General features: G+C 60.6%; 25 protein-coding genes. 16 read left to right on the forward strand and 9 right to left on the reverse strand.

The window, feature by feature from the left end:
- Positions 1-73 precede the first annotated feature (73 nt).
- The 6 genes from lysS (at position 74) to JTJ32_RS00960 (ending at position 5,593) form a co-directional block, all read left to right on the forward strand.
- Positions 74-1,576: a lysine--tRNA ligase gene (lysS, locus tag JTJ32_RS00935; RefSeq protein ID WP_025992984.1), complete on the forward strand. Its 1,503-nt coding sequence runs from the start codon at positions 74-76 to the stop codon at positions 1,574-1,576.
- A 77-nt stretch (positions 1,577-1,653) separates the two neighbouring features.
- A complete protein-coding gene (locus JTJ32_RS00940; protein WP_099229668.1) occupies positions 1,654-2,379 on the forward strand; it encodes a TetR/AcrR family transcriptional regulator in 726 nt (241 codons plus the stop codon).
- Between the two features lie 25 nt (positions 2,380-2,404).
- Complete coding sequence (locus tag JTJ32_RS00945; protein ID WP_099229669.1) at positions 2,405-2,950, forward strand: hypothetical protein; 546 nt, start codon at positions 2,405-2,407, stop codon at positions 2,948-2,950.
- 33 nt (positions 2,951-2,983) lie between these two features.
- Positions 2,984-4,261: a flavohemoglobin expression-modulating QEGLA motif protein gene (locus JTJ32_RS00950; RefSeq protein ID WP_099229670.1), complete on the forward strand. Its 1,278-nt coding sequence runs from the start codon at positions 2,984-2,986 to the stop codon at positions 4,259-4,261.
- Positions 4,262-4,367: 106 nt separating this feature from the next.
- The gene (locus tag JTJ32_RS00955) at positions 4,368-5,270 is read left to right on the forward strand and encodes an alpha/beta hydrolase (RefSeq protein ID WP_184318899.1); all 903 of its coding nucleotides are present in this window, start codon (positions 4,368-4,370) and stop codon (positions 5,268-5,270) included.
- A complete protein-coding gene (locus JTJ32_RS00960; RefSeq protein WP_210040429.1) occupies positions 5,267-5,593 on the forward strand; it encodes a PA3694 family proteiin in 327 nt (108 codons plus the stop codon). The genes JTJ32_RS00955 and JTJ32_RS00960 overlap by 4 nt, the downstream gene beginning before the upstream one ends.
- Before the next feature lie 63 nt (positions 5,594-5,656).
- On the opposite strand, the gene JTJ32_RS00965 is transcribed toward JTJ32_RS00960, so the two are convergent.
- From JTJ32_RS00965 to JTJ32_RS00975, 3 genes are all read right to left on the reverse strand, one after another.
- On the reverse strand, positions 5,657-6,439 hold the full coding sequence (locus JTJ32_RS00965; protein WP_099229673.1) for a lipotoxin F family OmpA-related lipoprotein LptF: 783 nt from the start codon (positions 6,437-6,439) through the stop codon (positions 5,657-5,659).
- Positions 6,440-6,499: 60 nt separating this feature from the next.
- Positions 6,500-6,913 carry a DUF4398 domain-containing protein gene (locus JTJ32_RS00970; protein ID WP_099229674.1) on the reverse strand — a complete coding sequence of 138 codons (414 nt, stop codon included), beginning with the start codon at positions 6,911-6,913 and terminating at the stop codon, positions 6,500-6,502.
- A gap of 254 nt (positions 6,914-7,167) precedes the next feature.
- Positions 7,168-7,527, reverse strand: coding sequence for a pilin assembly protein (locus tag JTJ32_RS00975; RefSeq protein WP_099229675.1), 360 nt, complete (start codon positions 7,525-7,527; stop codon positions 7,168-7,170).
- Between the two features lie 249 nt (positions 7,528-7,776).
- Here JTJ32_RS00975 and ppc point away from each other — a divergent pair, with 249 nt between their 5' ends.
- The 7 genes from ppc to JTJ32_RS01010 all read left to right on the forward strand — a co-directional run bounded on the left by ppc (position 7,777) and on the right by JTJ32_RS01010 (position 15,053).
- The gene (gene ppc / locus JTJ32_RS00980) at positions 7,777-10,413 is read left to right on the forward strand and encodes a phosphoenolpyruvate carboxylase (RefSeq protein ID WP_099229676.1); all 2,637 of its coding nucleotides are present in this window, start codon (positions 7,777-7,779) and stop codon (positions 10,411-10,413) included.
- A 281-nt stretch (positions 10,414-10,694) separates the two neighbouring features.
- Positions 10,695-11,342, forward strand: coding sequence for an adenylate kinase (gene adk, locus JTJ32_RS00985; protein ID WP_057408672.1), 648 nt, complete (start codon positions 10,695-10,697; stop codon positions 11,340-11,342).
- Between the two features lie 85 nt (positions 11,343-11,427).
- Positions 11,428-12,102 carry a tRNA (adenosine(37)-N6)-threonylcarbamoyltransferase complex dimerization subunit type 1 TsaB gene (tsaB, locus tag JTJ32_RS00990; protein ID WP_099229679.1) on the forward strand — a complete coding sequence of 225 codons (675 nt, stop codon included), beginning with the start codon at positions 11,428-11,430 and terminating at the stop codon, positions 12,100-12,102.
- A 199-nt stretch (positions 12,103-12,301) separates the two neighbouring features.
- Positions 12,302-12,613, forward strand: a complete 312-nt coding sequence (locus tag JTJ32_RS00995) for a hypothetical protein (RefSeq protein ID WP_099229680.1) — start codon at positions 12,302-12,304, stop codon at positions 12,611-12,613.
- A 2-nt stretch (positions 12,614-12,615) separates the two neighbouring features.
- Positions 12,616-13,479 (forward strand): DUF72 domain-containing protein, encoded by an 864-nt coding sequence (locus JTJ32_RS01000; RefSeq protein WP_210040431.1) that lies wholly within the window; start codon positions 12,616-12,618, stop codon positions 13,477-13,479.
- Between the two features lie 48 nt (positions 13,480-13,527).
- Positions 13,528-14,361: an isocitrate lyase/PEP mutase family protein gene (locus JTJ32_RS01005; protein ID WP_210040433.1), complete on the forward strand. Its 834-nt coding sequence runs from the start codon at positions 13,528-13,530 to the stop codon at positions 14,359-14,361.
- 2 nt (positions 14,362-14,363) lie between these two features.
- On the forward strand, positions 14,364-15,053 hold the full coding sequence (locus JTJ32_RS01010; protein WP_099229683.1) for an extensin-like domain-containing protein: 690 nt from the start codon (positions 14,364-14,366) through the stop codon (positions 15,051-15,053).
- Here JTJ32_RS01010 and JTJ32_RS01015 read toward each other — a convergent pair whose 3' ends face one another.
- Positions 15,054-15,674 carry an energy transducer TonB gene (locus JTJ32_RS01015; RefSeq protein ID WP_210040435.1) on the reverse strand — a complete coding sequence of 207 codons (621 nt, stop codon included), beginning with the start codon at positions 15,672-15,674 and terminating at the stop codon, positions 15,054-15,056.
- Positions 15,675-15,770: 96 nt separating this feature from the next.
- Here JTJ32_RS01015 and JTJ32_RS01020 point away from each other — a divergent pair, with 96 nt between their 5' ends.
- A complete protein-coding gene (locus JTJ32_RS01020) occupies positions 15,771-16,565 on the forward strand; it encodes a class I SAM-dependent methyltransferase (RefSeq protein ID WP_210040436.1) in 795 nt (264 codons plus the stop codon).
- A gap of 18 nt (positions 16,566-16,583) precedes the next feature.
- Here JTJ32_RS01020 and JTJ32_RS01025 read toward each other — a convergent pair whose 3' ends face one another.
- Positions 16,584-17,222, reverse strand: a complete 639-nt coding sequence (locus tag JTJ32_RS01025; protein WP_099229686.1) for a TetR/AcrR family transcriptional regulator — start codon at positions 17,220-17,222, stop codon at positions 16,584-16,586.
- A gap of 91 nt (positions 17,223-17,313) precedes the next feature.
- On the opposite strand from JTJ32_RS01025, the gene JTJ32_RS01030 reads away from it, so the two are divergent.
- Both JTJ32_RS01030 and JTJ32_RS01035 read left to right on the forward strand, forming a co-directional pair.
- Positions 17,314-18,414 (forward strand): efflux RND transporter periplasmic adaptor subunit, encoded by a 1,101-nt coding sequence (locus JTJ32_RS01030; protein WP_210040438.1) that lies wholly within the window; start codon positions 17,314-17,316, stop codon positions 18,412-18,414.
- Positions 18,415-18,419: 5 nt separating this feature from the next.
- A complete protein-coding gene (locus tag JTJ32_RS01035) occupies positions 18,420-21,488 on the forward strand; it encodes an efflux RND transporter permease subunit (RefSeq protein WP_184318929.1) in 3,069 nt (1,022 codons plus the stop codon).
- A 74-nt stretch (positions 21,489-21,562) separates the two neighbouring features.
- Here JTJ32_RS01035 and JTJ32_RS01040 read toward each other — a convergent pair whose 3' ends face one another.
- The 4 genes from JTJ32_RS01040 to JTJ32_RS01055 form a co-directional block, all read right to left on the reverse strand.
- Positions 21,563-22,252: a DUF4197 domain-containing protein gene (locus JTJ32_RS01040; protein ID WP_099229688.1), complete on the reverse strand. Its 690-nt coding sequence runs from the start codon at positions 22,250-22,252 to the stop codon at positions 21,563-21,565.
- A 117-nt stretch (positions 22,253-22,369) separates the two neighbouring features.
- On the reverse strand, positions 22,370-22,570 hold the full coding sequence (locus tag JTJ32_RS26645; RefSeq protein WP_408004551.1) for a YbaY family lipoprotein: 201 nt from the start codon (positions 22,568-22,570) through the stop codon (positions 22,370-22,372).
- Between the two features lie 80 nt (positions 22,571-22,650).
- Positions 22,651-25,152 (reverse strand): glycerol-3-phosphate 1-O-acyltransferase PlsB, encoded by a 2,502-nt coding sequence (plsB, locus tag JTJ32_RS01050; protein ID WP_210040440.1) that lies wholly within the window; start codon positions 25,150-25,152, stop codon positions 22,651-22,653.
- A 493-nt stretch (positions 25,153-25,645) separates the two neighbouring features.
- A complete protein-coding gene (locus JTJ32_RS01055; protein ID WP_099229690.1) occupies positions 25,646-26,023 on the reverse strand; it encodes a hypothetical protein in 378 nt (125 codons plus the stop codon).
- Between the last annotated feature and the right edge of the window lie 15 nt (positions 26,024-26,038).

The following is a 26,038-nucleotide window of genomic DNA, read 5'->3' on the forward strand; positions in this document are numbered from 1 at the left end:
GGGACGGCTATCCGCCTCGCCCGCGAACCCGGATGAACCGGGGCAACGAACCTGTGATGGAATGACTGAAGACATGAGCGACCAACAACTCGACCCGCAAGCCCTGCAACAGGAAGAAAACACCCTGATCGCCCTGCGCAAGGAAAAGCTTGCTGCCGGCCGCGCCAAGGGTCAGGCCTTCCCGAATGACTTCCGCCGCGACAGCTACTGCAACGACCTGCAGAAACAGTATGTCGACAAGACCAAGGAAGATCTGGCTGCAGCAGCGATTCCGGTCAAGGTTGCCGGTCGCATCATGCTCAACCGTGGTTCGTTCATGGTGATCCAGGACATGACCGGTCGCATCCAGGTCTATGTCAACCGCAAGACGCTGCCTGAAGAAACCCTGGCCGAAGTCAAGACCTGGGACCTGGGCGACATCATTGCCGCCGAAGGCACTCTGGCCCGTTCCGGCAAGGGCGACCTGTACGTCGAAATGACATCCGTGCGCCTGCTGACCAAATCGCTGCGTCCGCTGCCGGACAAGCACCATGGCCTGACCGACACCGAACAGCGCTATCGCCAGCGTTACGTTGACCTGATCGTCAACGAAGACGTACGTGAGACCTTCCGCGTGCGTTCGCAGGTGATCGCCCACATCCGCAGCTTCCTGATGAAGCGCGACTTCCTTGAAGTCGAAACGCCGATGCTGCAGACCATTCCCGGCGGCGCGGCAGCCAAGCCTTTCGAAACCCACCACAATGCGCTGGACATGGAAATGTTCCTGCGTATCGCGCCTGAGCTGTACCTCAAGCGTCTGGTTGTCGGCGGCTTCGAGAAGGTCTTCGAGATCAACCGCAACTTCCGTAACGAAGGCGTTTCGACCCGGCACAACCCCGAGTTCACCATGCTCGAGTTCTACCAGGCCTATGCCGACTACGAAGACAACATGGACCTGACCGAGGAACTGTTCCGCGAACTGGCTCAACTGGTTCTGGGCACTACCGACGTACCGTATGGCGACAAGGTGTTTCACTTCGGCGAACCGTTCGTTCGCCTGTCGGTGTTCGACTCGATCCTCAAGTACAACCCTGAACTGACCGCAGCCGATCTGCAGGACATCGACAAGGCACGTGCCATCGCCAGGAAGGCCGGTGCCAAGGTGCTGGGCTTCGAAGGTCTGGGCAAGCTGCAGGTGATGATTTTCGAAGAGCTGGTCGAGCACAAGCTGGAGCAGCCGCACTTCATCACCCAGTACCCGTTTGAAGTCTCGCCGCTGGCACGCCGCAACGACGACAACCCGAGCGTCACCGACCGCTTCGAACTGTTCATCGGTGGCCGCGAAATCGCCAACGCCTACTCCGAGCTCAATGACGCCGAAGATCAGGCCGAGCGCTTCCAGGCGCAGGTGGCCGACAAGGACGCCGGTGACGACGAAGCCATGCACTACGACGCCGATTTCGTGCGCGCGCTGGAGTACGGCATGCCGCCGACAGCCGGTGAGGGGATCGGTATCGACCGCCTGGTGATGCTGCTCACCAACTCGCCGTCGATCCGGGATGTGATCCTGTTTCCGCACATGCGCCCGCAGGCGTAACGAAAAAAAAAGAAAGCCGCCTCGAATGGGCGGCTTTTTTTTGGGTCTTTTCAGGACGAATTCATAAGGACTGCAGTGTGACGATTGCCAGAGAAGGGGCTGCCGGGGTAGCGAGTGCGGTGGCCAGAAGTGTCAAGTATCAGGGCCGCAAGGCCAGTCGAGAGGGGAGCGAGCAGCGCAGGCAGGTCATTCTCGATGCGGCCATGCGCATTGTCGTGCGTGACGGCGTACGTGCCGTGCGCCATCGGGCCGTGGCTGCCGAGGCGGGCGTACCTTTGTCGGCGACGACGTATTACTTCAAGGACATTGACGATCTGCTGACCGATGCCTTCGCCCAATACGTGCAGCGCAGCGCGGACTATCTGGCCAGGTTGTGGCAGAACACCGAAGTCATCTTGCGCGACATGATGACCCGCAGTTCCGGCAGTCCCAGTGATCGTTTCAAGCTCGCCGATGACATTGCAAAAATGGTGATGGAACATATTCGTCACCAGTTGCTGACCCGGCGCGACTATCTGATTGCCGAACATGCGTTCTATCACGAGGCGCTGATCAACCCGCGTCTGACCCCGCTGGTCATGGCACACCAGGAAATTCTGTTGCAGGGCAGCTGTCAGTTTTTTCAGGTGATTGGCTCTCTGCAGCCTTATCAGGACGCGCAAGTGTTGACGGGGCTCATCCGCCGGATGGAATATCAGGGCCTGCTTCATGGCCCGCTGCGTCAGGCGGACGAAGAAATCCTCTGTATGCTCACCCGCCAGATGCGTCTGGTGCTGGGAACCCCTCAACCGGTTCGAGGGTGACGCTGCCTCTGTTCAGGAGAACCCCATGAAGACCTGGCGCGTGTTGATTGCGTTGTCGTTTCTGTTGTTGAGCGGCTGTCTGGTGATCTTCAAGGACCCGATACCCGCCCATGATGCCGCGCCCTCCGGATTGCTGGGCCAGTGGACCAGCAAGAACGCCTGGGGCGAGCCGCTGGAGCTGGACGTTTCGCGCGCCGGGGTCAACCGCTACAAGGCCGTGAGCTACCGCAAGGGCGATCGTCGTCACGGCGATGAGTACTCCGTGACGGTGACGCACCACGGCAGTCGCTGGTACCTCTCGGCGAAGCTCCCGTCCAGGTATGGCGGTCACTATGGCATGGGCGGTTTCGAGCTGACCCGCAGTGGTGAGCTGGTTGTCTATAGTCTGGATATGGATCGCGTCGGCCAGTGGGTCGAGCAAGGCAGTCTGGCCGGTCAGCCGGTCGAAAATGAAACCGGCAAGGGCCTCTTGATTACCAGCCCTCTGGAGCAGGTATTCGGGTACCTTGACGATCCTGCCAACTCAGATGTTTTTCAGGAAGTCGCGCGTTACAGGCGCGTTGCCAAGTAGCAGGGCAATAGCCCGCCAGCCAAGGAGTACCGGGTGGACGAGTACCAGCAGACTATTCGTGTTTTATCGGATCGGATTGTTGCCGCGCAGACACCGATTCGCGTGCTGGATGCAGTGAAGTGGGACGACACGGTGCGCCGGGATTTCCTGGCCGCCAAGGGCAAGGCCCTGCCGGCCGTCGATCGCGCGTATTACGAAAATCGCCCGCTGGGCTTTGACTCCAGCGCCCTCAAGCAGGAATTCCAGAACATTGAGCGCGACGTCACGCGCCAGCTGGGTCAGTTCAATCCGGTCGGGCAGATCATGCGCCGGATGTGCCGGGAATACCGCATGGTAATCCGCATGCTTGAAGCGCGTGGCACACCCGACTTCGGGCTGATCTCTCAGGAATTGTACGGCGCGGCCTCCGATGCGTTTCACGCGGGCGATCCCACATTGGCCGATCTGGGGCTGATGCTTTCCGACTACCTGAACAACATCGCCGGACGTGGCGATCTGAAGGACGAGCCGAAAACCCTGACTGCCAAGGATGCCGTGGCCTTGCTGCAATCGCGCCTGAACCGGGTGTTCGGCGAGGCCGAGGAAACCATCCGCGTCTTCGAGTCCGACGGCATCGTGGCCGATGCGGCGGCGGGTGCGGACTACATCAAGATCCGCAGTGATGCGATGTTCAATGAGCGCGATGTGCGGGCGCTGGAAGTCCATGAAGGCCTCGTGCATGTCGGTACTACGCTCAACGGGCAGAACCAGCCGATCTGCACCTTTCTGTCCAAAGGCCCGCCCTCGTCAACCGTGACACAGGAGGGGCTGGCGATTCTTATGGAGGTCATCGCCTTTGCATCCTACCCCAGCCGTCTGCGCAAGCTGACCAACCGCACACGAGCCATTCACATGGCCGAAGAGGGCGCGGATTTTCTGCAGGTGTTCGAGTTCTATCGCGAGCAGGGCTTTGGCATGCCGGAAAGCTACGGCAACGCCAGCCGGGTCTTCCGCGGTTCGGTGCCCAGCGGGCTGCCGTTCACCAAGGACTTGTCTTACCTGAAGGGTTTCATCATGGTGTACAACTACATTCAGTTGGCCGTGCGCAAAGGCAAGCTGGAACAGGTGCCTCTGTTGTTCTGCGGCAAGACCACACTGGAAGACATGCGCACCCTTCGCCAACTGGTCGATGAAGGCCTGGTGGTCGCACCCAAATACCTGCCCGAGCAGTTCCGCGATATGAACGCCCTGTCAGCCTGGATGTGCTTCTCCAACTTCCTCAACCACCTGAGCCTGGATCGCATCGAGGCGGATTACTCGAATATCCTCTGATGGCGCTGAACGCTCCGCGTCCGCTCTCGCCTGTGACGCAGAGCGTCACGCGCTGAATGCCCACGTACAGCGATGGGCACGACTTGAATCTCAAGGAATTCCTTATTTGAAACTGATCAGCATCCTTGCCTTGCTCCTCAGTCTTGCCGGCTGCAGTTCGATGCTGTTCTACCCTGAGCCGGGTCTGCCCTTCACGCCCGACAAGGCACGTCTGGAGTACCGCGACGTCAATCTGACCGCAGCAGACGGCACGCGCCTGCACGGTTGGTGGCTTCCGGCGAAGGCGGGCGTGCCGGTCAAGGGCACGGTGCTTCATCTGCACGGTAACGGCGGCAATCTGTCCTGGCATCTGGGTGGAAGCTGGTGGCTGCCTGAGCAGGGTTATCAAGTGCTGATGCTCGACTACCGCGGCTACGGCCAGTCGCAGGGCGAGCCGAGCCTGCCGGCGATCTATCAGGATGTTCAGGCCGCCTTCGACTGGTTGCAAGCGGCGCCCGAGGTACAGAACAAGCCGCTGGTGGTACTGGGTCAGAGCATCGGCGGTGCGCTGGCCGTGCATTACCTGTCACAGCACCCGCAGGAGAAGGCTCGCGTCAAGGCGCTGATCCTCGACGGCACGCCTGCCAGTTACCGCGATGTCACCCGTTACACGCTGAGCACTTCATGGCTGACCTGGCCTTTGAAGACGCCCCTTTCCTGGCTGATGCCTGACGCCGACAGTGCCATCAACGGCCTGCCGAAGCTGACCGGTACGCCCATGCTGATCTTCCAGAGCATGGACGACACGCTGGTGCCGCTCGCCAACGGCATCAGCCTCTACAAGGCCGCGCCCCCGCCGCGAGTGCTGCAACTGACCCGCGGCGGACATGTGCAGACGTTCGCCGATCCGCTGTGGCGACAGGTCATGGTCCGTTATCTGGAAGATCCACAGCATTTCGATGGCTTGCGTCGCCTCGCCGAAGTGCCCAATTACCCGGCAACTTCAAAGCAAACCGAGCCGCAGCAATGAGCGAGGAGCGCAACGTCAGAGGCATGATTCTGACCGGTATCGCGAGCATCATCGGTACGGTTGGCTGCCTGTGGTACTACGGCTACCTGCATTTCGCCCGACCGGAAGACGCGCTGCTGTTGAGCGAGTTCACGCTGCTCAAGACCGTGCCCGGAGAGGACTACAGAATCGCCGCCACGCCTGCGGCCGAAGTGGCGCAGTGCATCGAGGGTGTGCTGGTGCTGTTCGACACTTCACGCACCGGGCTGTCCGGGGTGCTGATCGATGATCACAGGCAGGCCGTGCGCTGCATCAATCAGCAGGCATCTGCGGCAATCCAGTGAAACGCCCATGAAAAAGCCCCGCCTGTATGCGCAGGCGGGGCTTCGGTGCAGCAGCTCGGTCGATTACTTCATCGAGGAGCGTGGAGCAACCGGCTGGTTGTCGTTGGAAATGGTCACTTCCACACGACGGTTCATGGCGCGGCCCGAGTTGCTGGTGTTGTCAGCGACCGGGTATTCCTTGCCATAACCCATGGCAACGATGCGAGTCGGGTCTACACCCATGCGGGTCAGAGCCATGCGAACCGAATTGGCGCGGCGCTCGGACAGCGACTGGTTGTAGGAAGCCGAACCGGTGCTGTCGGTATAGCCTTCAACGATCACTTTGCGATCAGGGTTTTCCTGAAGGAAAGCCGCCAGCTTGCCGATGTCGCCCTGGGCGCCTGGCTTCAGCTCGGCCTTGTTGTAGTCGAACAGCACGTCACCGAAAGTGACCAAGGTACCGCGTTCGGTTTGCTTGGCGTTCAGGCTGTTCTTCAGCGCAGCGATCTGAGCGTCACGCGCTTCCAGACGGGCCTTGGCGCGGTCGGCAGAGGCGTTCTGCAGCGCGGCTTCGGAGTTGCGCAGGGCGATGGTCTGCTTGGCCAGTTCAACGCGCTGGTTGGTCAGGTAAGACAGTTGGTCGACTTTCTTGACGTCGGCATCATCACGGAAAGCCTGCTCAGCCTTGGCCAGCCATTCGCTCGCATCCTTGGTTTCCAGCGCGGCAACCTTGGTGGCGTCCGGGTTGGTCTGCAGGGAAGTGAAGTTGGTACGTGCCTGCTCCAGGTTAGGGTTCGGCTTGGTAGCACAGGCAGCCAGTGCAACACTCATGGCCAGCAGGGCAGGGATCATCAATTGTTTACGCATAATTAGGGTCGTCCTTTAATCGATTACGAATGCATGAAAACCAAAGGTTGATGGCGGTGCTCACTGCACCTGACGCATGCCTTCGTCACGTAGTTCGTTGACGCCCTGACGAGCATCCTGCACGGCTTTGGCCGCTTTGGCAGCCTGAGACTTGCGCTCTGCCACTCGGGCATCCCACTCAGCCTGTTCGGCCAGCTTGCGCGCTTCGTCGTACTTTTTTTCCTGCATGGCGAGGTCGGCTTCTTTGAGCTTGTCCTGAGCCGACTTCATTTCCACCGCTGCGAACTCAGTACCGCCGGCGCTGACTGCGCTGTTGACGGCCGACTGAGACACTGCGTACTGCTCAGACGGCGGGTTGCCTGCGCAGCCAGCGAGGATAAAGGTGCTACCCAGCGCCAGCGCAGCGAGTTTCAGCCCGCGCAGGCCTTTGAACTTTGTATTGGCAGTAGGGGTGTTCATGGTGATCAACTCCATTGTCTGACTCCGAACGTGGTTATCCATGACAGTTTTTATTCAGGCCGGGCATCAGGTCATGCAACCACCTGCTGCTCTTCAGGCTTTCCTGTAATGGTTAATGGCTCGGACCCGCGGGGTTTTTGAATAGTTCACATAAATATTTCGCGGACGGACGGGAACGTTTGATATGTCGTGCTCAATATGTTGCCCATGCCGGGCGAGCGTCAGGCCCGGCCCTTTTGCGGGCATGGGCCCTGACAGAATCGGCGGTGTTACGCCTGACCGGATTCATCGACCGGTGTGTCCAGCTTCTCGGACAGTTCATGCAGGTAACGTTTGGACAGTGCCAGGAAGCGGGGCGTGGCGCCGATGTCTTCGTACAGCGGATCACCTTCTTCATCCGTGGCCACGACATGCGGCCCTTTCACATAAGGAAAGCTGGCTTCCAGTTCTTCCATGGCTGCGCCGATCAGCTCGCCCAGCAACTCTTCCGGGTGATGTTTGGGGTACATCTCGCACAATGCGGCGAGTCGCGCGGCGGATTCGATATCCAGATGAATCGCATAGCGGGTCCGGGTCAGGCGACCCTTGGCATTGTTTTCCCAGTGGCTGGCCAGCTCGCGGATTTTCATGGTGACTTCTCCTGACTGTCTTCTTGATGTGCTCGCTTGTGGCGAGTGTGTTCCGTAATAAGTCGTCGTGTGGCTCATGCATGAGATTAGCCGGTATGGCATTCGCGGCACGGGCAGATAATTTCATGCACAAGGATTTGTCGGCGAACGCGCTTTTGATGCACTGTTGGCAAAGCGGATTTCAACACCCGTTCAGTTCGGGTAAGCGATCAAGCAAAAAGCCCCTATAAAAAACCGGGAGAGGGAACGATGGCCGATATCGATGCGCGACTGCGCGAAGACGTTCACCTGCTGGGTGAGCTGCTGGGCAATACGATTCGCGAACAGCGTGGGGCTGATTTTCTCGACAAGATCGAGCGCATTCGCAAGAGCGCCAAGGCGGGCAGGCGCGGTTCCGCTGAAGGTGCAGAAGCCCTCAGCTCCAGCGTCGATGGTCTGGAGGACGATGAACTGCTGCCAGTGGCGCGCGCGTTCAACCAGTTCCTCAATCTTGCGAACATCGCCGAGCAATACCAGCTCATGCATCGTCGCGACGATTCGCAGCCGCAACCGTTCGAATCCCGGGTGCTGCCCGAACTGCTGGAGCGCCTGAAGGCCGAAGGTCATGCACCTGATGCGCTGGCCAGGCAACTGGGCAAGCTTGAGATCGAGCTGGTGCTCACCGCGCACCCGACCGAAGTGGCCCGGCGCACGCTGATTCAGAAGTACGACGCCATCGCCGCGCAACTGGCCGCGCTGGATCACCGCGACCTGAACAGCCTGGAACGTGAGCAGATCACCTCGCGTCTGCAGCGGCTGATTGCCGAAGCCTGGCACACCGAAGAAATCCGTCGCATCCGCCCGACCCCTGTCGATGAAGCCAAATGGGGCTTTGCGGTCATTGAGCATTCGCTGTGGCACGCCATCCCCAATTACCTGCGCAAGGCTGATCTGGCGCTGCAGGCGGCGACCGGCCTGCACTTGCCGCTCGAAGCGGCACCCATACGGTTTGCCTCGTGGATGGGCGGCGACCGGGACGGCAATCCGAATGTCACGGCTGCGGTCACCCGTGAAGTCTTGCTGCTGGCGCGCTGGATGGCGGCCGATCTCTATTTGCGCGATGTGGACAGCCTGGCCGCCGACCTGTCGATGCAGCAGGCCAGCGAGGCATTGCGCGCCCGTGTCGGCGACAGCGCCGAGCCTTATCGCACCGAACTCAAGCGCCTGCGCGAACGCCTTCGGGCGACCCGCAACTGGGCGAATGCTTCGCTGACCGTCACTCAGCCTGCGCCTGAAGCCGTGCTGCATGACAATCGCGAACTGATCGAACCCTTGATGCTCTGCTTCCAGTCGCTGCACGAGTGCGGCATGGGCGTGATTGCTGACGGTCCACTGTTGGATTGCCTGCGCCGTGCCGTCACCTTCGGCCTGTTTCTGGTGCGTCTGGATGTGCGTCAGGATTCCAGCCGCCATTGTGCGGCGATGACTGAAATCACCGACTACCTGGGGCTGGGCCGTTACGAGGAATGGGACGAGCAGACCCGCATCGAGTTTCTGTTGCGCGAGCTGAACAACCGTCGTCCGCTGTTGCCCGGTTATTTCAAGCCTGCTGCGGACACGGCCGAGGTATTGGCAACCTGCCGGGAAGTGGCTGCGGCACCCGCAGCGTCGTTGGGTTCTTACGTCATCTCGATGGCGGGCGCTGCGTCGGACGTGCTCGCGGTGCAGTTGCTGCTCAAGGAAGCCGGACTGCAACGACCCATGCGCGTCGTGCCTTTGTTCGAGACGCTGGCGGACCTGGACAACGCCGGGCCGGTCATCGAAACCCTGCTGGGTTTGCCGGGTTATCGTTCGCGTTTGCACGGTCCTCAGGAAGTGATGATCGGTTATTCCGACTCGGCCAAGGACGCTGGCACGACAGCCGCGGCCTGGGCGCAGTACCGGGCTCAGGAAAAGCTGGTGCAGATCTGTCGCGATCAGCAGGTCGAACTGCTGCTGTTCCACGGCCGTGGTGGCACGGTCGGACGCGGTGGTGGTCCGGCGCACGCGGCCATTCTGTCGCAGCCACCCGGTTCCGTGGCCGGCCGTTTCCGCACCACCGAGCAGGGCGAAATGATCCGCTTCAAGTTCGGTCTGCCGGACATCGCCGAACAGAACCTCAATCTGTATCTGGCCGCTGTACTGGAAGCGACCCTGTTGCCGCCACCGCTGCCCGAGCCTGCCTGGCGCACGATGATGGATCAGTTGGCCAGTGATGGCGTCAGTGCCTATCGGGCAGTGGTCAGGGAGAATCCGGAGTTCGTCGAGTATTTCCGTCAGGCCACGCCCGAGCAGGAGTTGGGTCGCCTGCCGTTGGGCAGCCGACCGGCCAAACGCCGCGAGGGTGGGGTGGAGAGCCTGCGTGCCATCCCCTGGATCTTTGCCTGGACCCAGACCCGCCTGATGCTGCCCGCCTGGCTGGGCTGGGAAGCGGCACTGACCAAGGCACTGGAGCGGGGCGAGGGCGACGTGCTGGCACAGATGCGCGAGCGCTGGCCATTCTTCAGAACCCGTATCGACATGCTGGAAATGGTGCTTGCCAAGGCCGATGCAGACATCGCCAGGCTGTACGACGAACGTCTGGTCAGCGAAGAGCTGCAACATTTAGGCTCACATTTGCGCGACCTATTGTCGCAGGCGTGCGACGTGGTGCTGGGGCTGACCGGGCAGACGCAATTGCTGGCACACAGCCCGGAAACCCTCGAGTTCATCAGTCTGCGCAATACCTATCTGGATCCGCTGCATCTGCTTCAGGCTGAACTGCTGTCGCGCTCGCGCCACCGTGAGGCGCACCTGGACAGCCCTCTGGAACTGGCGTTACTGGTGTCTGTGGCGGGAATTGCCGCCGGGCTGCGCAACACCGGCTGAGGCACCTGCCCGGTCGGCGGGCCTTGTGTTTGATCAGGATCACGGCGGGTGAAGCGTTTACGGGCTAACCTGCCGAAAGGGTCAAGGCAGGTCGTACCGTTAAACGACCTCGCCCTGCACGCCAGCGGCCCTGCGGTTACTGCGACTTTTGGCGGCTTGTGCGGCTACGGTCTGCTGTGTATCTTGATCAGCCTTTTGGCCTATTGGCCTGATTCATTTTTTAGATTGGCCCCTGAGGCGAATCCGATGATTTCCATATAAAAAATTTGAGGAGCATGACGATGCGCGTGATTCTGCTGGGAGCTCCCGGGGCCGGTAAAGGTACTCAGGCAAAATTCATCACTGAAAAGTTCGGCATCCCGCAAATTTCGACAGGCGATATGCTGCGCGCAGCGGTCAAGGCCGGTACAGAACTGGGCATCAAGGCCAAGAGCGTCATGGATTCGGGTGGTCTGGTTTCCGATGACCTGATCATCGGCCTGATCAAGGACCGTCTGGCTGAGCCGGACTGCCAGAACGGCGTGCTGTTCGATGGCTTCCCGCGCACCATTCCACAGGCCGAGGCACTGCTTAAAGCCGGTCTGGAAATCGACCACGTGCTGGAAATCGCGGTGGATGACGAAGAAATCGTCCAGCGCATGTCCGGCCGCCGTGTTCACCCGGCATCCGGCCGCACCTATCACCTGGTCTACAATCCGCCCAAGGTTGAAGGCAAGGATGATGTGACGGGCGAAGATCTGGTTCAGCGCCCTGACGACGTGGCAGAAACCGTGCGTCATCGCCTTGCTGTGTATCACGAGCAGACCAAGCCGCTGGTGGAGTTCTACAGCAAACTGAGCGCCCAGAACGGCAAGCCCAAGTGCAGCCACATTCCTGGCGTCGGTTCTGTCGAAGAGATCACCGCCAAAGTGCTGAAAGCACTGAGCTGAGTCGACACCGCTTCTCGACAATGGCCCGCTTGCGGGCCATTTGTCATTTATACTGCGCCACTTTTCCATGACGACGGATACACCGATGACCACCTTGCTGGCCCTGGACACCGCCACTGAAGCCTGCTCGGTCGCTTTGCTGCATGACGGCAAGGTACTGAGCCACTACGAGGTGATTCCGCGCCTGCACGCCCAGCGCCTGTTGCCGATGATCAAGGATTTGCTGGCCGAGGCGGGTCTTGCCATGTCGGCACTGGATGCCATCGCGTTTGGTCGGGGTCCGGGTGCGTTCACCGGCGTGCGGATCGCAATCGGTGTGGTCCAGGGGCTGGCGTTCGCGCTGGAACGCCCGGTCTTGCCGGTCTCCAACCTGGCAGTGCTGGCACAGCGTGCCTTTCGCGAGCGGGGCGTCTCGCAGGTGGCAGCGGCCATCGACGCGCGGATGGATGAGGTCTATTGGGGTTGCTATCGCGAGGCGGCAGGCGAGATGCGCCTGGTGGGTCAGGAAGCGGTAATGGCGCCAGAACGGGCCACATTGCCTGTAGACGTCTCAGGCCAATGGTTTGGCGCCGGTACAGGATGGGGCTACGGTGAGCGCATCCCGGTCGCCTTGGCGGGGCATGATGCAAGCCTGTTGCCTCACGCTCAGGACCTGCTGACACTGGCCACCTTTGCCTGGCATCGCGGCGAAGCCGTTCAGGCTGACGAGGCGCAACCGGTATATTTGCGCGACAAGGTTGCCACGCCCAAGGCGCGTTGATACCTGCCGCAGCAACTCGCAAGTTGTGACGATTGCAATCGGTATATCAATTCGCCATCTACCGTTTATCGTTTTAGTGTGACTTAAAGCGCTCGGGCTCAAACAATTTGCAATATGTGTGGTCTAGTTAACGTTAGGGAATTTGCCAGTATCCGGACTGTAACGTTAAATTGCCACTACAGAAGCCGAGTAACTATCGATGCGCATTGACGGACCATCACAACGTTCCTACCCCATCAAGCGAAAGCAGCAGAAGCAGCCTTCGACCGTTGAGGGTTCTTTCGAAGAAGTCACCACTGACGTTGACCTTCCGGTGCCTGCGCGCGCGTCACGCCGCGAAGCTGATCAGGGTCCGATCGGCAGTACTGGCAACGTACCTGCGCGTCCTCAGGACATCATCTTTCCCCGCTCCATGAGCTCTCGTGTCGCCAACGCCCTGGCCAGTTACCTGACCACGGCCAGCTTTGTGGATTGGGACCTTGAAGTATCGGGGCTCGATCTTCACGTTTGATCGTGTCCGGCCTGCCTTATTACCTCGGCTGTCCATCCTGGAGCGAGAACGCCTGGCGCGATTCGCTGTATCCCGATGACGCCCGGCCAACCGATTTTCTGAGCCTGTACTCACAGGTGTTCAATGTTGTCGAAGGCAACACTACCTTCTATGCCCGTCCCGCGGCTTCCACCGTGCAGCGTTGGGCTGAAATGATGCCTGAAGATTTCCGCTTCACCGCCAAATTTCCCCGCGACATCAGCCATGATGGCGATCTGCGCGCACACGTGTCCGCTGCTGAAACCTTCATTCAATTGATGGCACCGCTGGGCCAGCGTGTTGCGCCGTTCTGGTTGCAACTGTCGGCCAGTTTCACGCCGCAACGCCTGGCAGAGCTGGTCGGTTTCATTGATGAACTGAATGTGCCGCTGGCTGTAGAAGTCCGCAATATGGCGTTCTTCATGAAGGGCGATGAGGAGCGCATGCTCAATCGCCTGCTACTGGATCGTGGCGTCGAGCGTATCTGTCTGGATTCGCGTGCCTTGTTCAGTTGCGTATCCAGCGACCCCGCCGTCCTTCACGCGCAGTCCAAGAAGCCCAAGGTGCCTGCGCGTCCGGCAGCGTTGACCCAGCATCCTCAAGTGAGATTCATAGGCCGCCCTGAACTTGAGGCCAACGACCCGTTTCTGGTGCAGTGGGTGGAGAAAGTCGCCGCCTGGATCGAAGAAGGGCGGGTGCCTTACGTGTTCCTGCACACACCGGACAACCTGCGTGCGCCCGAGCTTGCGCGACGTTTTCATGAGCAGCTGAGGGTGCGTTTGCCGGGGCTGTCGCCGCTGCCCGAGCTGGATCGTGGTCCACAGGTGGAGCAGTTGGGCTTGCTCTGAGGTCGATAGGTGTGGGTTTATTGAGACCTGTCACCGGAGAGCACGCACATGGACTCGCAACAACTTCTCAAAGCGCAGGCATTCAAGACCTTGCACGAGCGCGACGGCGCCTTCGTAATGCCTAATCCGTGGGATGCCGGTTCGGCAAAACTGCTGGCTTCGATGGGTTTCGAAGCGCTGGCGACGACCAGCGCGGGCCTCGCATTTACTCTGGGTCGTCCAGACGCCGAGGGTGCGATCAGTCGCAACGACACGCTCGCCAACGTGGCGGATATCGTGGCGGCCACACCGCTTCCGGTCGCTGCCGATCTGGAAAACGGTTTCGCCGACAGCCCCGAAGCCTGTGCCGAAACGCTGCTCATGGCTGCGGCGGCAGGTATCGTGGGCGGCTCCATCGAAGATGCCACCGGGCAGGCAGACAATCCGATTTATGACTTCGATCTGGCTGTAGAGCGCGTCCGGGCGTCGGCCGCTGCCGTTCGCAGCCTGCCGTTCCCTTTCATGCTCACGGCGCGGGCCGAAAACCTGCTGAACGGCCGGATGGATTTCGCTGACACCCTGCGCAGGCTTGAAGCCTATGCCGACGCGGGCGCGGATGTGCTTTACGCCCCCGGACTGCGTACCCGGGAAGAGGTGATCGCAGTGGTGCGTGTCGTGGCGCCCAGGCCGGTCAATATCCTCATGGGGCTGGGCGGTGTGACACTGTCTGTGGCCGATCTGAGCGAGTGTGGCGTCAAGCGGATCAGCGTCGGCTCCTCGCTGGCGCGGGCAGCCTTTGGTGGTCTTTATCGCGCTGCGGAGGAAATTCGCAACTACGGCACCTTCAACTACGCCGGACAGGCGCTGCCCTTCGATCAACTGAACGATCTGTTCAAGGGCTGAGCATGCGTGTGTTCCTGTTGTTGCTGGTCCTGTGTGCGGTCGGAGTGGTTGCGGTGTGGCGCGGTTGGGTCGACGTGCCGCCGAAGTGGAACCCTTGGGCTGCGCTGGATGTGCGCGCCGAACCGAATCTGTTGACGCCGTTCAAACTGTCGCGCCTGCGGGATGATCCGGCGCTGTGCGATCAAGTATTAAGTGCGTCGGGTCTGCGCTTCAGCCGCCAGGCCGACAGCCCGGCGTCGGCACGATGTCCGCTGGAGAACACCTTGCGTGTGCAGGGCGGTGATGTGGCACTGAGCAGCAGCTTTCTGGCCAGTTGCCCGCTTGCGGTGGCGTACGTGCTGTTCGATATCCATACGCTGCAGCCGGCGGCCGAGGCGGTGTTCGGTCAGCGCGTTGCGCGCATCGATCATCTGGGCAGTTTTGCCTGCCGCAATATCTATAACCGCGCCAACAGCCGGCTCAGCCAGCACGCGACAGCCAATGCGCTGGACATCGCGGGTTTTCGTCTGGCAGACGGTCAGCGCATCAACCTGCTCAAGGACTGGAACGACGCGGGGGACAAGGGGCGTTTTCTGAGGCGTGTCCGCGACGGGGCCTGCAAGAATTTCAGCACGGTGCTGGGGCCGGAGTACAACGCGGCACATCGTGATCATTTTCATGTGGACATGGGGCGTTGGCAGGTGTGTCGCTGATCAGGCGGCCATTCGCAGATTTTGCAGAATCAGCGGACGGGCCCAGACGTTCTCGTAGTCGAACTGACGCTGTTGGGTGGCGATGGTTTTTTCGTCGAGGGGCAGGGCAGGTTTGTCAGCCAGGTCCCATTCCAGTTCCGCGATAGGCAGATGCAGCGGGCGGGTCTGTGGTGCCGGGCCAGGCGTCACGTCGCTGTGAGCATTGAGGACGGTCGGGCGCACCCAGTTGCTTTCGAATTCCAGATGACGCTGCTGCTCGATCAGGTCGGCGATGCTGAACGGCTCGGCTGGCGGTGGCAGCAGGTCGAGTTCGAATTCGGCGATTGGCAGAAACAGCGGCTCTGGCGGCTTGACCTCGGTGTCGGCGACGGGGCAGGCGCGCTGTTCGACGATCTTGCTCAGGGTCTTGGCGCCAGCGACGGGTTCGCCGGTCTCGACATCCACTTCCACACTGCTTGGGTGCACGGGAATCGGCGTGCTGTCGGCGACCTGATCAGCCATTGCGCGTGCAAATGCATCCGACCACAACTGCGTGACACCACCGAGGGTGCGGCTGTTGCGGACGCTAAAGTCGCCTGAGTGCGACAAATAGCCAATGGATGTTTGAACAATGTCTGACATAGCGATCAGTACTGGCCTTGGGTCTGGCAAAATGCCGGATACTTGGTTATCGGCAGATTTTGCTGATCATTAACATTTTTTGAGTGCGTGGACGTAATGAGTGAACAGCAGGCAGGCAGTCGTATCCGGGTCGAAGCCCTGACCGCGGACGGGCAGGATCAGGCGGCCGTGTGGGCCGAGCGTCTGGGTCTGCCCTTGCAGGATGAACAGGCCGATTTTGCCCTGCAGGTGACCGGCGATGGGCTCCAATTGCAGCAGTTGGGTGACGATGCACCCGGCGCCGTTCGTGTTGATTTTGTCGAAGGCGCAGTAGCCCATCGCAGACTGTTCGGCGGCGGCACCGGGCAGATGATCGCCAAGGCCGTCGGCATTCAGCCGGGTATCCGTCCCAGCGTGCTGGATGCCACCGCAGGGTTGGGCAAGGATGCGTTTGTGCTGGCGAGCCTGGGTTGCGAGATGAGCCTGATCGAGCGTCAACCGATCATCGCTGCGTTGCTGGAAGACGGGCTGTCACGCGGGCGCCATGACCGCGATGTGGGTTCGATCATCGGTCAGATGCGTTTGCTGACCGGCAACTCGATTGAGCTGATTCGCGACTGGCAAGGCGAGCCGCCACAGGTCATTTACCTCGATCCAATGTTCCCGCATCGGGAAAAAACCGCACTGGTCAAAAAGGAGATGCGCCTGTTCCGCCCTCTGGTGGGCGACGACATGGACGCACCTGCATTGCTGCAAGCCGCGCTGGCCCTGGCCACGCACCGTGTGGTGGTCAAGCGCCCGCGCAAGGCCCCTTGCATCGACGGCCCCAAGCCGGGTTATGCGCTGGATGGCAAATCCAGCCGCTACGACATCTACCCGAAGAAGGCCCTCAAACCCAAGACCGTCGATTGAATCCGACTTGCCTGCCGGTCAGCGTTCAGGCTGATAGGCCCGCATGAATAGCTTCACGACTTCCTGCACATGCCGCTCGGCGGTATCCGCGTCCGGTGGCGTGCTGCATCCCACCAGCAGCCGGAAGTTGTGAATGCCCTTGACCATATTCAGAAAGTGCTCGGCAGCCCGGCGCGGGCTTTCGATGCGCAGGCTGCCGGTAGCGTCGATTTCCACCAGTACACGCTCCATCTCGCTGACGAGCTTCTGCGGACCGGCCTCAAAAAAGATCATCGACAGCTGCGGGTCCTGAGTGCCCAGCGTCACCATCAAGCGATGAAGGTCGAGGGATTCCGGGCTGTTGACCAGGCACTGAAAGGCGCGGGCGATATTCAGCAGCGCTGTCTCGACGGTCGCGCCTTCTGCCAGGTGAAACAGCGCGGCAGGCATCTGCTCTTCGCAACGCGCCACCACGGCGGCTGAAAACAGCGTCTCCTTGTCAGTGAAATGGCTGTAGACGGTGAGCTTGGAGACGCCGGCTTCGCTGGCGATCGCATCCATGCTGGTGTTCACGTAGCCGTTGCTGACGAACAGATTCTTTGCAGACTCAAGAATCGCCTTGCGCTTCTCAAGGTCCTTGGGGCGGCCGGGTCCGCTGTTGGATAGGGTGTCAGGCATAAGGTTCAAATAATGTACTGGTGAGTTTGATAATTTTTAATATACTCGCCAGTACAATTATTCCAAGCCTGTTTTGATGAAGGTTTACATCATGTTCCGCGATGTCATGCCGCTTCTCGTGCCACTGTGTCTGGTCTCGCTGCTGACGGCCTGTGGCCAGGAAACCACCGCCCCGGTTTTCGTCCGCCCTGCGATGGTCGTGCAGCCGCTGCCTTCCGCTCAGTCCATGGACAGTTACCCCGGCGAAGTGCGTGCCCGTTTCGAGCCTGAACTGGCGTTCCGTATTGCCGGCAAGGTCAGTAAACGGCTGGTCGAGGAGGGGCAGCGGGTCAAGGCCAACCAGCCGCTTGCCGAACTGGATGCGCAGGACGTACGCCTGCAACTGGACGCCACCCGTGCACAGGTCACGGCCGCTGAAGCCAATCTGCAATTGGTGCGCTCCGAACGGGATCGCTACAAGACCCTGCTGGATCGGCAGATGGTCAGCCGCTCGCAATACGACAACGCGGAAAACCTCTACCGCGCCGGCGAAGCCCGACTCAGGCAGATCAAGGCCGAGCTGACAGTCGCTGACAATCAGGCCAGCTACGCGGTACTGCGGGCGTCCCAGGATGGGGTGATCGCCAAGCGTTCGGTCGAGGTCGGGCAGGTGGTTGCAGCAGGCCAGACGGTCTTCACTCTGGCGGCAGACGGAGAGCGAGAAGTGCTGATCAGCCTCCCGGAACAGAATTTTGCCCGCTTCAAGGTCGGTCAACCGGTTTCTGTCGAGCTTTGGACAGTGCGCGATCAGCGCTTCCCTGGTCGTATCCGTGAGCTGTCACCTTCCGCCGATCCCCGTTCGCGCACCTTTGCGGCGCGCGTGGCGTTTGCCAGCGGGCAGGTTCCGGCAGAGCTTGGCCAGAGCGCGCGAGTGTTCATTGCGTCCGAGCATGCGGTGCCGCTGGCGGTGCCACTCTCGGCGGTGACGGCTGAAAACGGGGTTACCTACGTCTGGCGTGTCAGCCCCGACAGCACCGTGACACGAGTTCCTGTGCAGGTCGGCCCGTATGGTCAGGAGTCCGTGCCGGTCGTTCAGGGGGTGCAGGAAACCGACTGGATCGTGGCCGCAGGTGGACACGTATTGCGTGAGGGCGAGCGGATTCGTCCGGTGGACCGCAGCAATCGGGCCGTGAAACTGGCTGCCAAGGAGTAGGCCCGATGCACTTCAATCTTTCCGAATGGGCGCTGCGTCACCGCCAGGTTGTGCTGTATCTGATGATCGTTCTGGCCATTGTCGGTGCGCTGTCCTACACCAAGCTGGGGCAGAGCGAAGACCCGCCCTTCACCTTCAAGGCCATGGTGATCCGCACGTTGTGGCCGGGTGCCAGTGCCGAAGAAGTGGCTCGACAGGTCACGGATCGCATCGAAAAAAAACTGATGGAAACCGGCGAGTACGAGCGCATTGCGTCGTTCTCGCGGCCTGGGGAGTCCACCGTCACCTTCGTTGCGCGTGACTCGATCTTTTCCGCCTACCTGCCTGATCTCTGGTACCAGATCCGCAAGAAGATCGGCGACATTCGCCAGAACCTGCCCCCCGACGTGCAAGGACCGTTTTTCAACGATGAGTTCGGCACCACCTTCGGCAATATCTACGCGCTCACCGGCCAGGGGTTTGATTACGCGGTGCTGAAGGATTACGCCGACCGGATTCAGATTCAACTGCAACGGGTCAAGGATGTCGGCAAGGTCGAACTGATCGGCCTGCAGGACGAGAAGATCTGGATCGAGCTGTCCAACGTCAAGCTCGCCACGCTGGGCTTGCCGTTGCAGCAGGTTCAGCAGGCACTCCAGGCGCAGAACGCGGTGTCCTCGGCGAGCTTCTTCGAGACGTCCAGCGAGCGAATCCAGCTGCGGGTCAGCGGGCAGTTCCAGAGCGTGGACGAGATCCGCAACTTTCCGATTCGAGTTGGCGATCGCGCGTTTCGAATCAGCGATCTGGCGGATGTGCATCGCGGCTTCAACGACCCGCCCGCGCCGCGCATGCGCTTCATGGACGAGGATGCGATTGGTCTGGCGGTGGCCATGAAGGACGGCGGCGACATTCTGGTACTGGGACGGGCGCTGGAAACCGAGTTCGCCCGGTTACAGAAAAACCTTCCCGCCGGCATGCAGTTGCGCAAGGTGTCCGATCAGCCTGCAGCGGTCAAGACAGGCGTCGGTGAGTTCGTTCAGGTACTGGCCGAAGCGCTGATCATCGTGCTGCTGGTGAGCTTCTTCTCGCTGGGCGTGCGCACCGGCATGGTGGTCGCGCTGGCCATTCCGCTGGTGCTGGCGATGACCTTTGCGGCGATGTACTACCTGGGCATTGGCCTGCACAAGATTTCACTTGGAGCGCTGGTGCTTGCCCTGGGTCTGCTGGTGGATGACGCGATCATTGCCGTGGAAATGATGGCGATCAAGATGGAGCAGGGCTACGACCGGCTCAAGGCCGCCAGCTTTGCCTGGACCAGCACCGCGTTCCCGATGCTGACCGGTACGCTGATCACGGCAGCGGGCTTCCTGCCGATTGCCACCGCGCAATCGAGTACCGGTGAATACACCCGCTCGATCTTCCAGGTGGTGACTATCGCGCTCATTGCCTCCTGGATTGCAGCGGTGATGTTCGTGCCTTATCTGGGCGACCGTCTGTTGCCGGACCTCGCCAAGCGGCATGCGGCCAAACACGGCAGTCATGCGCCTGATCCGTATGCGACGCCGTTCTATAAACGTGTCCGGGCGCTGGTGGGCTGGTGCGTGCGGCGCCGCAAGACGGTGATCGTTGCCACGGTCGGCCTATTCGTCCTGTCGGTGGTGATGTTCAAGTTCGTCCCGCAGCAGTTCTTCCCGGCTTCCGGGCGTCTGGAACTGATGGTAGACCTGAAGCTGGCCGAAGGTTCGTCGTTGGTCAACACGGCCGAGCAGGTCAAGCGTCTGGAGCAGATGCTCAAGGGGCACGAAGGCATCGACAATTACGTTGCCTACGTGGGCACCGGCTCGCCGCGTTTCTATCTGCCGCTGGATCAGCAACTGCCCGCGCCCAGTTTCGCCCAGTTTGTGGTGCTCACTCGCAGCATCGAAGACCGCGAGGCGCTGCGCAGCTGGCTGATCACTCATCTCAATGAACAGTTCCCGACCCTGCGTTCCAGGGTGACGCGTCTGGAAAACGGTCCGCCTGTGGGCTATCCGGTGCAGTTCCGCGTCACTGGCGAGCACATCGAAGTGGTCAGGGCGCTGGCGCGCAAGGTGCAGGACAAGGTTCGCGAGAATCCGCATGTGTCCAACGTTCATCTGGACTGGGAGGAACCGAGCAAGGTGGTGCACCTGAACATCGATCAGGATCGCGCTCGGGCGCTGGGCGTGACCACCGCTGACTTGTCAGCCTTCCTGCGCAATTCGCTCACGGGTTCCACGGTCAGTCAGTATCGCGAAGACGACGAACTGGTGGACATCATGGTGCGCGGCACACGCAATGAGCGTGAACAACTGGAGGCGCTGTCCAGTCTGGCCGTTCCGACACAAAACGGCACAAGCGTAGCACTGTCTCAGGTGGCAACGCTGGAATACGGGTTTGAAGAGGGTGTGATCTGGCATCGCAACCGACTGCCCAGTGTGACCGTACGTGCAGATATCTATGGCAAGGAACAACCGGCAACGCTGGTGAAACAGATCATGCCGACTTTGGATGCAGTGCGCGCCGAGTTACCGGACGGTTATCTGCTGGAGGTTGGCGGTACGGTGGAGGATTCGGCACGCGGACAGAACTCCGTAAACGCCGGCGTTCCGCTGTTCATCGTGGTCGTGCTGACCCTGCTGATGATCCAGTTGCGCAGCTTCTCGCGCATGCTCATGGTGTTCGTGACCGCGCCGCTGGGCCTGATCGGGGTGACGCTGTTTCTGCTGATCTTCAACCAGCCGTTCGGCTTCGTGGCCATGTTGGGCACCATCGCGCTCTCGGGAATGATCATGCGCAACTCGGTGATTCTGGTGGATCAGATCGAGCAGGACATTGCCGCAGGGCTGGATCAGTGGCACGCGATCATCGAAGCCACGGTGCGTCGCTTCCGACCTATCGTATTGACCGCACTGGCGGCCGTGCTGGCGATGATTCCGCTGTCGCGCAGTCTGTTCTTCGGCCCGATGGCGGTGGCGATCATGGGCGGCCTGATCGTGGCCACCGCGCTGACGCTGCTGTTTCTGCCTGCGCTGTATGCGGCATGGTTCAGGGTGAAGAAAGTCGAGGGTGTCTAGGCCTCCCATCGGGACGCGGAGCGTCCCGGGCTGCATGCCCACGCAGATTCATGGGCACGATCGATATGCAGCGCTTACAACGCCCCGAACACTTTCTTCGCCAGTCCTGTCGCCGCAGCGGCCGGGTTGGCGCGGATGCTTTCCTCCTGTTTGGCGATCATCTCGAACAGGCCATTGAGCGCCTGCTCGGTCACGTAGCTTTCGATGTTCGCGCTTTTGGTGTCCAGCAGGCCCAGTGAAGAAGCCTTGCCTGCGAAAGCGTTGTATTTCTGGGCCAGGCCGACCTGATCGGTGGCTTTCTTGACGACGGGCAGGAACTTGGTGCGGATCTGCTCGCGACTGCTGCTGCTCAAGTATTGCGTCGCCGAATCCTTGCCACCGCTGAGAATCGCCTTGGCGTCGGTCACGCTCATTTTCTTGACCGCATCCACCAACAGCGCCTGAGCTTGTGGCACCGCCGCTTCGGCGGCCTGGTTCATGCTGGCTTCCAGTTGGTCGACCTGAGTGCCCATGCCGAGCATTTTCATTTTCTTGGCGACCTGACCAAGTTTTCCGGGCAGTTCGATACGCACTTCTTCGTTCTTGCTGAAACCGCCCGGCACGCCCAGTTGCTTGACCGCAACCTGTGCGCCCTGTGTCAGGGCATCCTTGAGACCGCCCGTAGCATCGGATTGCGACAGGTCACCCAGCGACAGGGCGAAGACGTTGGCCGACAACAGCAGGCCTGCACAGAGGCCGGCAAAGGTGAACGTGGGGCGAAGCATGGCAGCATCCTTTTGGTGAGGTCTTGAAAGCAGCATCGAGGCAGATATCGGCGCTGTATGCATTGAGCGTATCAGGAAGTCAGCGCGGGTGTCTGATACCGGGAAGTCAAAGGGGGCTCAGACAATCATCAGGCGGGTACTGCGTAGCTCAGCTCGAACGGCAGCCGCGGCATCGGCCCGGCTGATGTCTTCGAGTTTGACGATCAGGGTGCAGCCTGCCAGCAGTGCGATGCGTGGCAGGTAACGAACTTCGCCTTGACGGCGTAGACGAGGTTCGCTGGACAGTTCAATCTTCCTCGGGTGATTGGCACCAGTCATGGATGCAAACCCGACCCTGGTAGCCCGAGAAGAATAAAAAAATACCTGTCCAGTTTACCCGGATAGCTTACGGATAAGGCCTACGCGGCTCCTTCCTCGGTGCTGACATTTTGCTCATCTTCACCGCTGTGCAACGCCACCTGACGGATAGATAACCTGATTTCGGCCGGCAATACGCGTTTTGCTGCGCCTTCTGCCAGTTCACCCAGCAGCGGGTGATAACTCAGCTTGCCAGCGGCATCCTTGCGTAGCACACCCAGGTCAAGCAGGGTCTGGATGAAGTGGCGGAACAGGCTCTTGTCGAAGAATTCCGGCGCGTTGAGGCCGTGCAGAATCGACAGCCGCTGGGCCATGACCGTACACAGGTCTTCCAGCTCTTCGGGGGTCAGGCTTTTCTGACCGCTGTTGAGCAGCAGGGCGATTGCCATGTAGAAGCGCTGAAGGGTCTGGGCGATGGCGCGGGACAGCAGGGTCAGCAGCACGAACTCGCGGGAACTGGGTTCCGGGCGGATGTACACGTCATCCTTGCGACGCAGCAGGCCCTGCTCGACAAACGCCGTCAGCCACTGATCCACCACCTCATCCAGCTCGTTCAGCGGCCAGCGGATGAACAGCTCCGATTGCAGGTATGGATACAGCGCGCGGGTGTAGCGCAGGATCAGCTCGCGGCTCATGCGCGAAGAGCTCTGGAAGAAACTGGCCAGCAGCGACGGCAGCGCAAAAATGTGCAGCACGTTGTTGCGGTAATAGGTCATCAGCACTGCGTTCTGTTCGTTCAGGTACAGAATCTTGCCCAGCGCATCCTTCTGCTCCGCCAGCAGATCCATACCCTTTACGTGCTCGATCAACGCACGGCCGTCGCCTTCCGGCAGCGTGGTGTGAGGCGAATACGGTACTGCGCGCAGCAGCGTCAGGTACAGGTCAAGCACCCGTTCCATGGCCTGGTCATCCAGCGCCAGCCGATGCGTCGACAACAACGCCACAGCCACCAGATTCATCGGGTTCACGGCTGCCGCTTCGTTCAAGTGCTGAGCCACCCGCTCGCCCAGACGATGGGTGGTGCCGCTGAGCCAGTCCGGTTTGAACTGCGGAGCCAGTTCCTGTTCACGCCAGTCCGGTTGTTCGGCGTCGAGAAACTCGGCCAGCTTGATCGGCTCGCCGAAGTTCACCGACACCTGACCGAAGCGCTGCTTGAGCGCGCCGATCACTTTGAAGATGTCGAAGATCGATTCTTTCTTCTTGGTCGCACCGCGCAGTTCGCCGAGGTACGTACGGCCTTCAAGAACGCGCTCGTAACCGATGTACACCGGGATGAACACGATTGGCATGCGCGAGTTGCGCAGGAAGCTGCGCATCGTGATGGCCAGCATGCCGGTCTTGGGTTGCAGCATGCGCCCGGTGCGCGAGCGGCCGCCTTCGACGAAATACTCGACCGGGAAACCCTTGGTAAACAGGGTGTGCAGGTATTCGTTGAACACGGCGGTGTACAGCGGGTTGCCCTTGAAGGTGCGACGCATGAAAAACGCGCCGCCGCGCCGCAACAGGCTGCCGATGACCGGCATATTGAGGTTGATGCCCGCCGCGATGTGGGGCGGCGTCAGGCCGTTGCGAAACAGCAGGTAGGAGAGCAGCAGGTAGTCGATATGGCTGCGGTGGCAGGGTACATAAATGACTTCGTGGCCCGGCGCCACTTCTTGCACGCCCTCGATATGGCTGACTTTGATGCCGTCGTAGATCTTGTTCCAGAACCAGCTCAGCACCACTTCCAGAAAACGGATCGCTGAGTAGGTGTAGTCCGACGCAATTTCGTTGCCATAACGCAGTGCCAGCTCACGTGCCTTGTCTTCGGAGATCTTTTCGCGCTGCGCCTCTTCAAGAATCGCCTGCTTGACCAGCGGCTCGTCCAGTAGCCCCTTGACCAGGTTGCGTCGGTGCGACACGTCGGGGCCGATGACAGCGCTCTTCAGGTTGCGAAAGTGCACGCGCAGCAAACGTTGGGTCATGCGCAGGGTCAGCTCGTAGCCCTTGTTCTCGTCGACCAGTTCACGCAGGTGAATCGGCGCGGAAAACTGCACACGCGTCTTGCGGCCCAGAATCAGTATGCTGACCAGACGACGCAGGCGTCCTGTTACCGCCCAGCTGTCGGCGAACAGCAGCTTCCAGGCGCTTGACTCGCGATCGGGCGACTGGCCCCAGAACACACTGACCGGAATGATCTGGGCATCCTCGGCCGGGTTCTGACTGACCGCCGCCACCAGCCGCTCCAGCGTCGGTGGAGCACCGCGTTTGTCATGACGCCCCAGCCAGTCGGGGGAGGGCGTCAGGTAGAAGAACGCGGCAGGCTCCATGAGATCGCCGACCGACACTGACAACACGGGACGAGGCAGACCTGCCTTGCGGCATTCGGTGTCGAGCACTGCCAGATCGCTGATTGACGGCGATTGCAGGGCATAGAACACCGGCCGGCTGCGATCCAGATTGAGCGTGAAAGACGATTGATTGATGGTTTCCGAGCGAACCCAGAGGTACAGCAAACGGCGCAGCGTGCCGAATACAAGACGGCGGAACGGAGAGCGGGTCATACGGCTTCTGCTGAATAAAGGGCGGCTGCCCGAGATGGTTGCCAGTGTGACGCATCCCGAGGCGATGGGCAAAAGCGGTGATGTAAACCGGGTGCCCGGATTGTTGATCTGCAATTTGTGCCAGTGTGACGCGCAGCGTCACAGGTTGCATGCCCACGCGGAGCACTCATCGTTGAACACAAGTCCGGAAGACGGAAAACCGGGGCCAAAACGAACGTGTCTGACCGAATGCGTGCGTGTGTGAGGCGGCTTGCCGGCGACGGCGTCAGTTCAGTCGTCAAGAAAAAGCATCGCCGGCAAGCCGCCTCCCACAATCCTTGGTTGCAGCAGGACGTGTGCATGACGATGGGCGCGGAGCATTGGGCAGAATCAGAGCTGTGTGTAACGACTCTCGGGATGCTCCGCGTCCGGGCTGCAGGTCATTCTATGCATGGGAATGATCCGCCCGGGGGAGTTTGTGATCGTTCTTGAGCCCGCTCCCGGATCCTGTCGCTTACGAAGTCCGCCAGGTGATTTCTTCTTCACCGTCGGCACTGATGCGCATCCAGCGGTCGGCGGCTTCATCGCTTTCCTCTTCGACCCAGGTGCCCGGTGCACAGCGGACTTCCACGTTCAGGGCGGCAAACGCTGCGCGGGCACAGGCGATGTCGTCGTCCCACGGCGTCTGGTCGCTTTCCAGGTACAGGCTGTTCCACTTGCCCACGGCCTTGGGCAGCCAGGTCACGGGCACATTGCCTGCCTTGCACTTCCAGGTCTGGCCTTTTTGCGCCCAGTCGCTGCAGGGGCCAATGGCTTCGCCGAGCCACTGGGCGATGGCCTTGTGGTCGACGTCTTCGTCTTTCAGGTAGATCTCGATATCAGGTTGGCGCATGGGTGCCTCTTTTTG

The sequence above is a fragment of the Pseudomonas alliivorans genome, assembly GCF_017826695.1.
GTDB lineage: Bacteria > Pseudomonadota > Gammaproteobacteria > Pseudomonadales > Pseudomonadaceae > Aquipseudomonas > Aquipseudomonas alliivorans.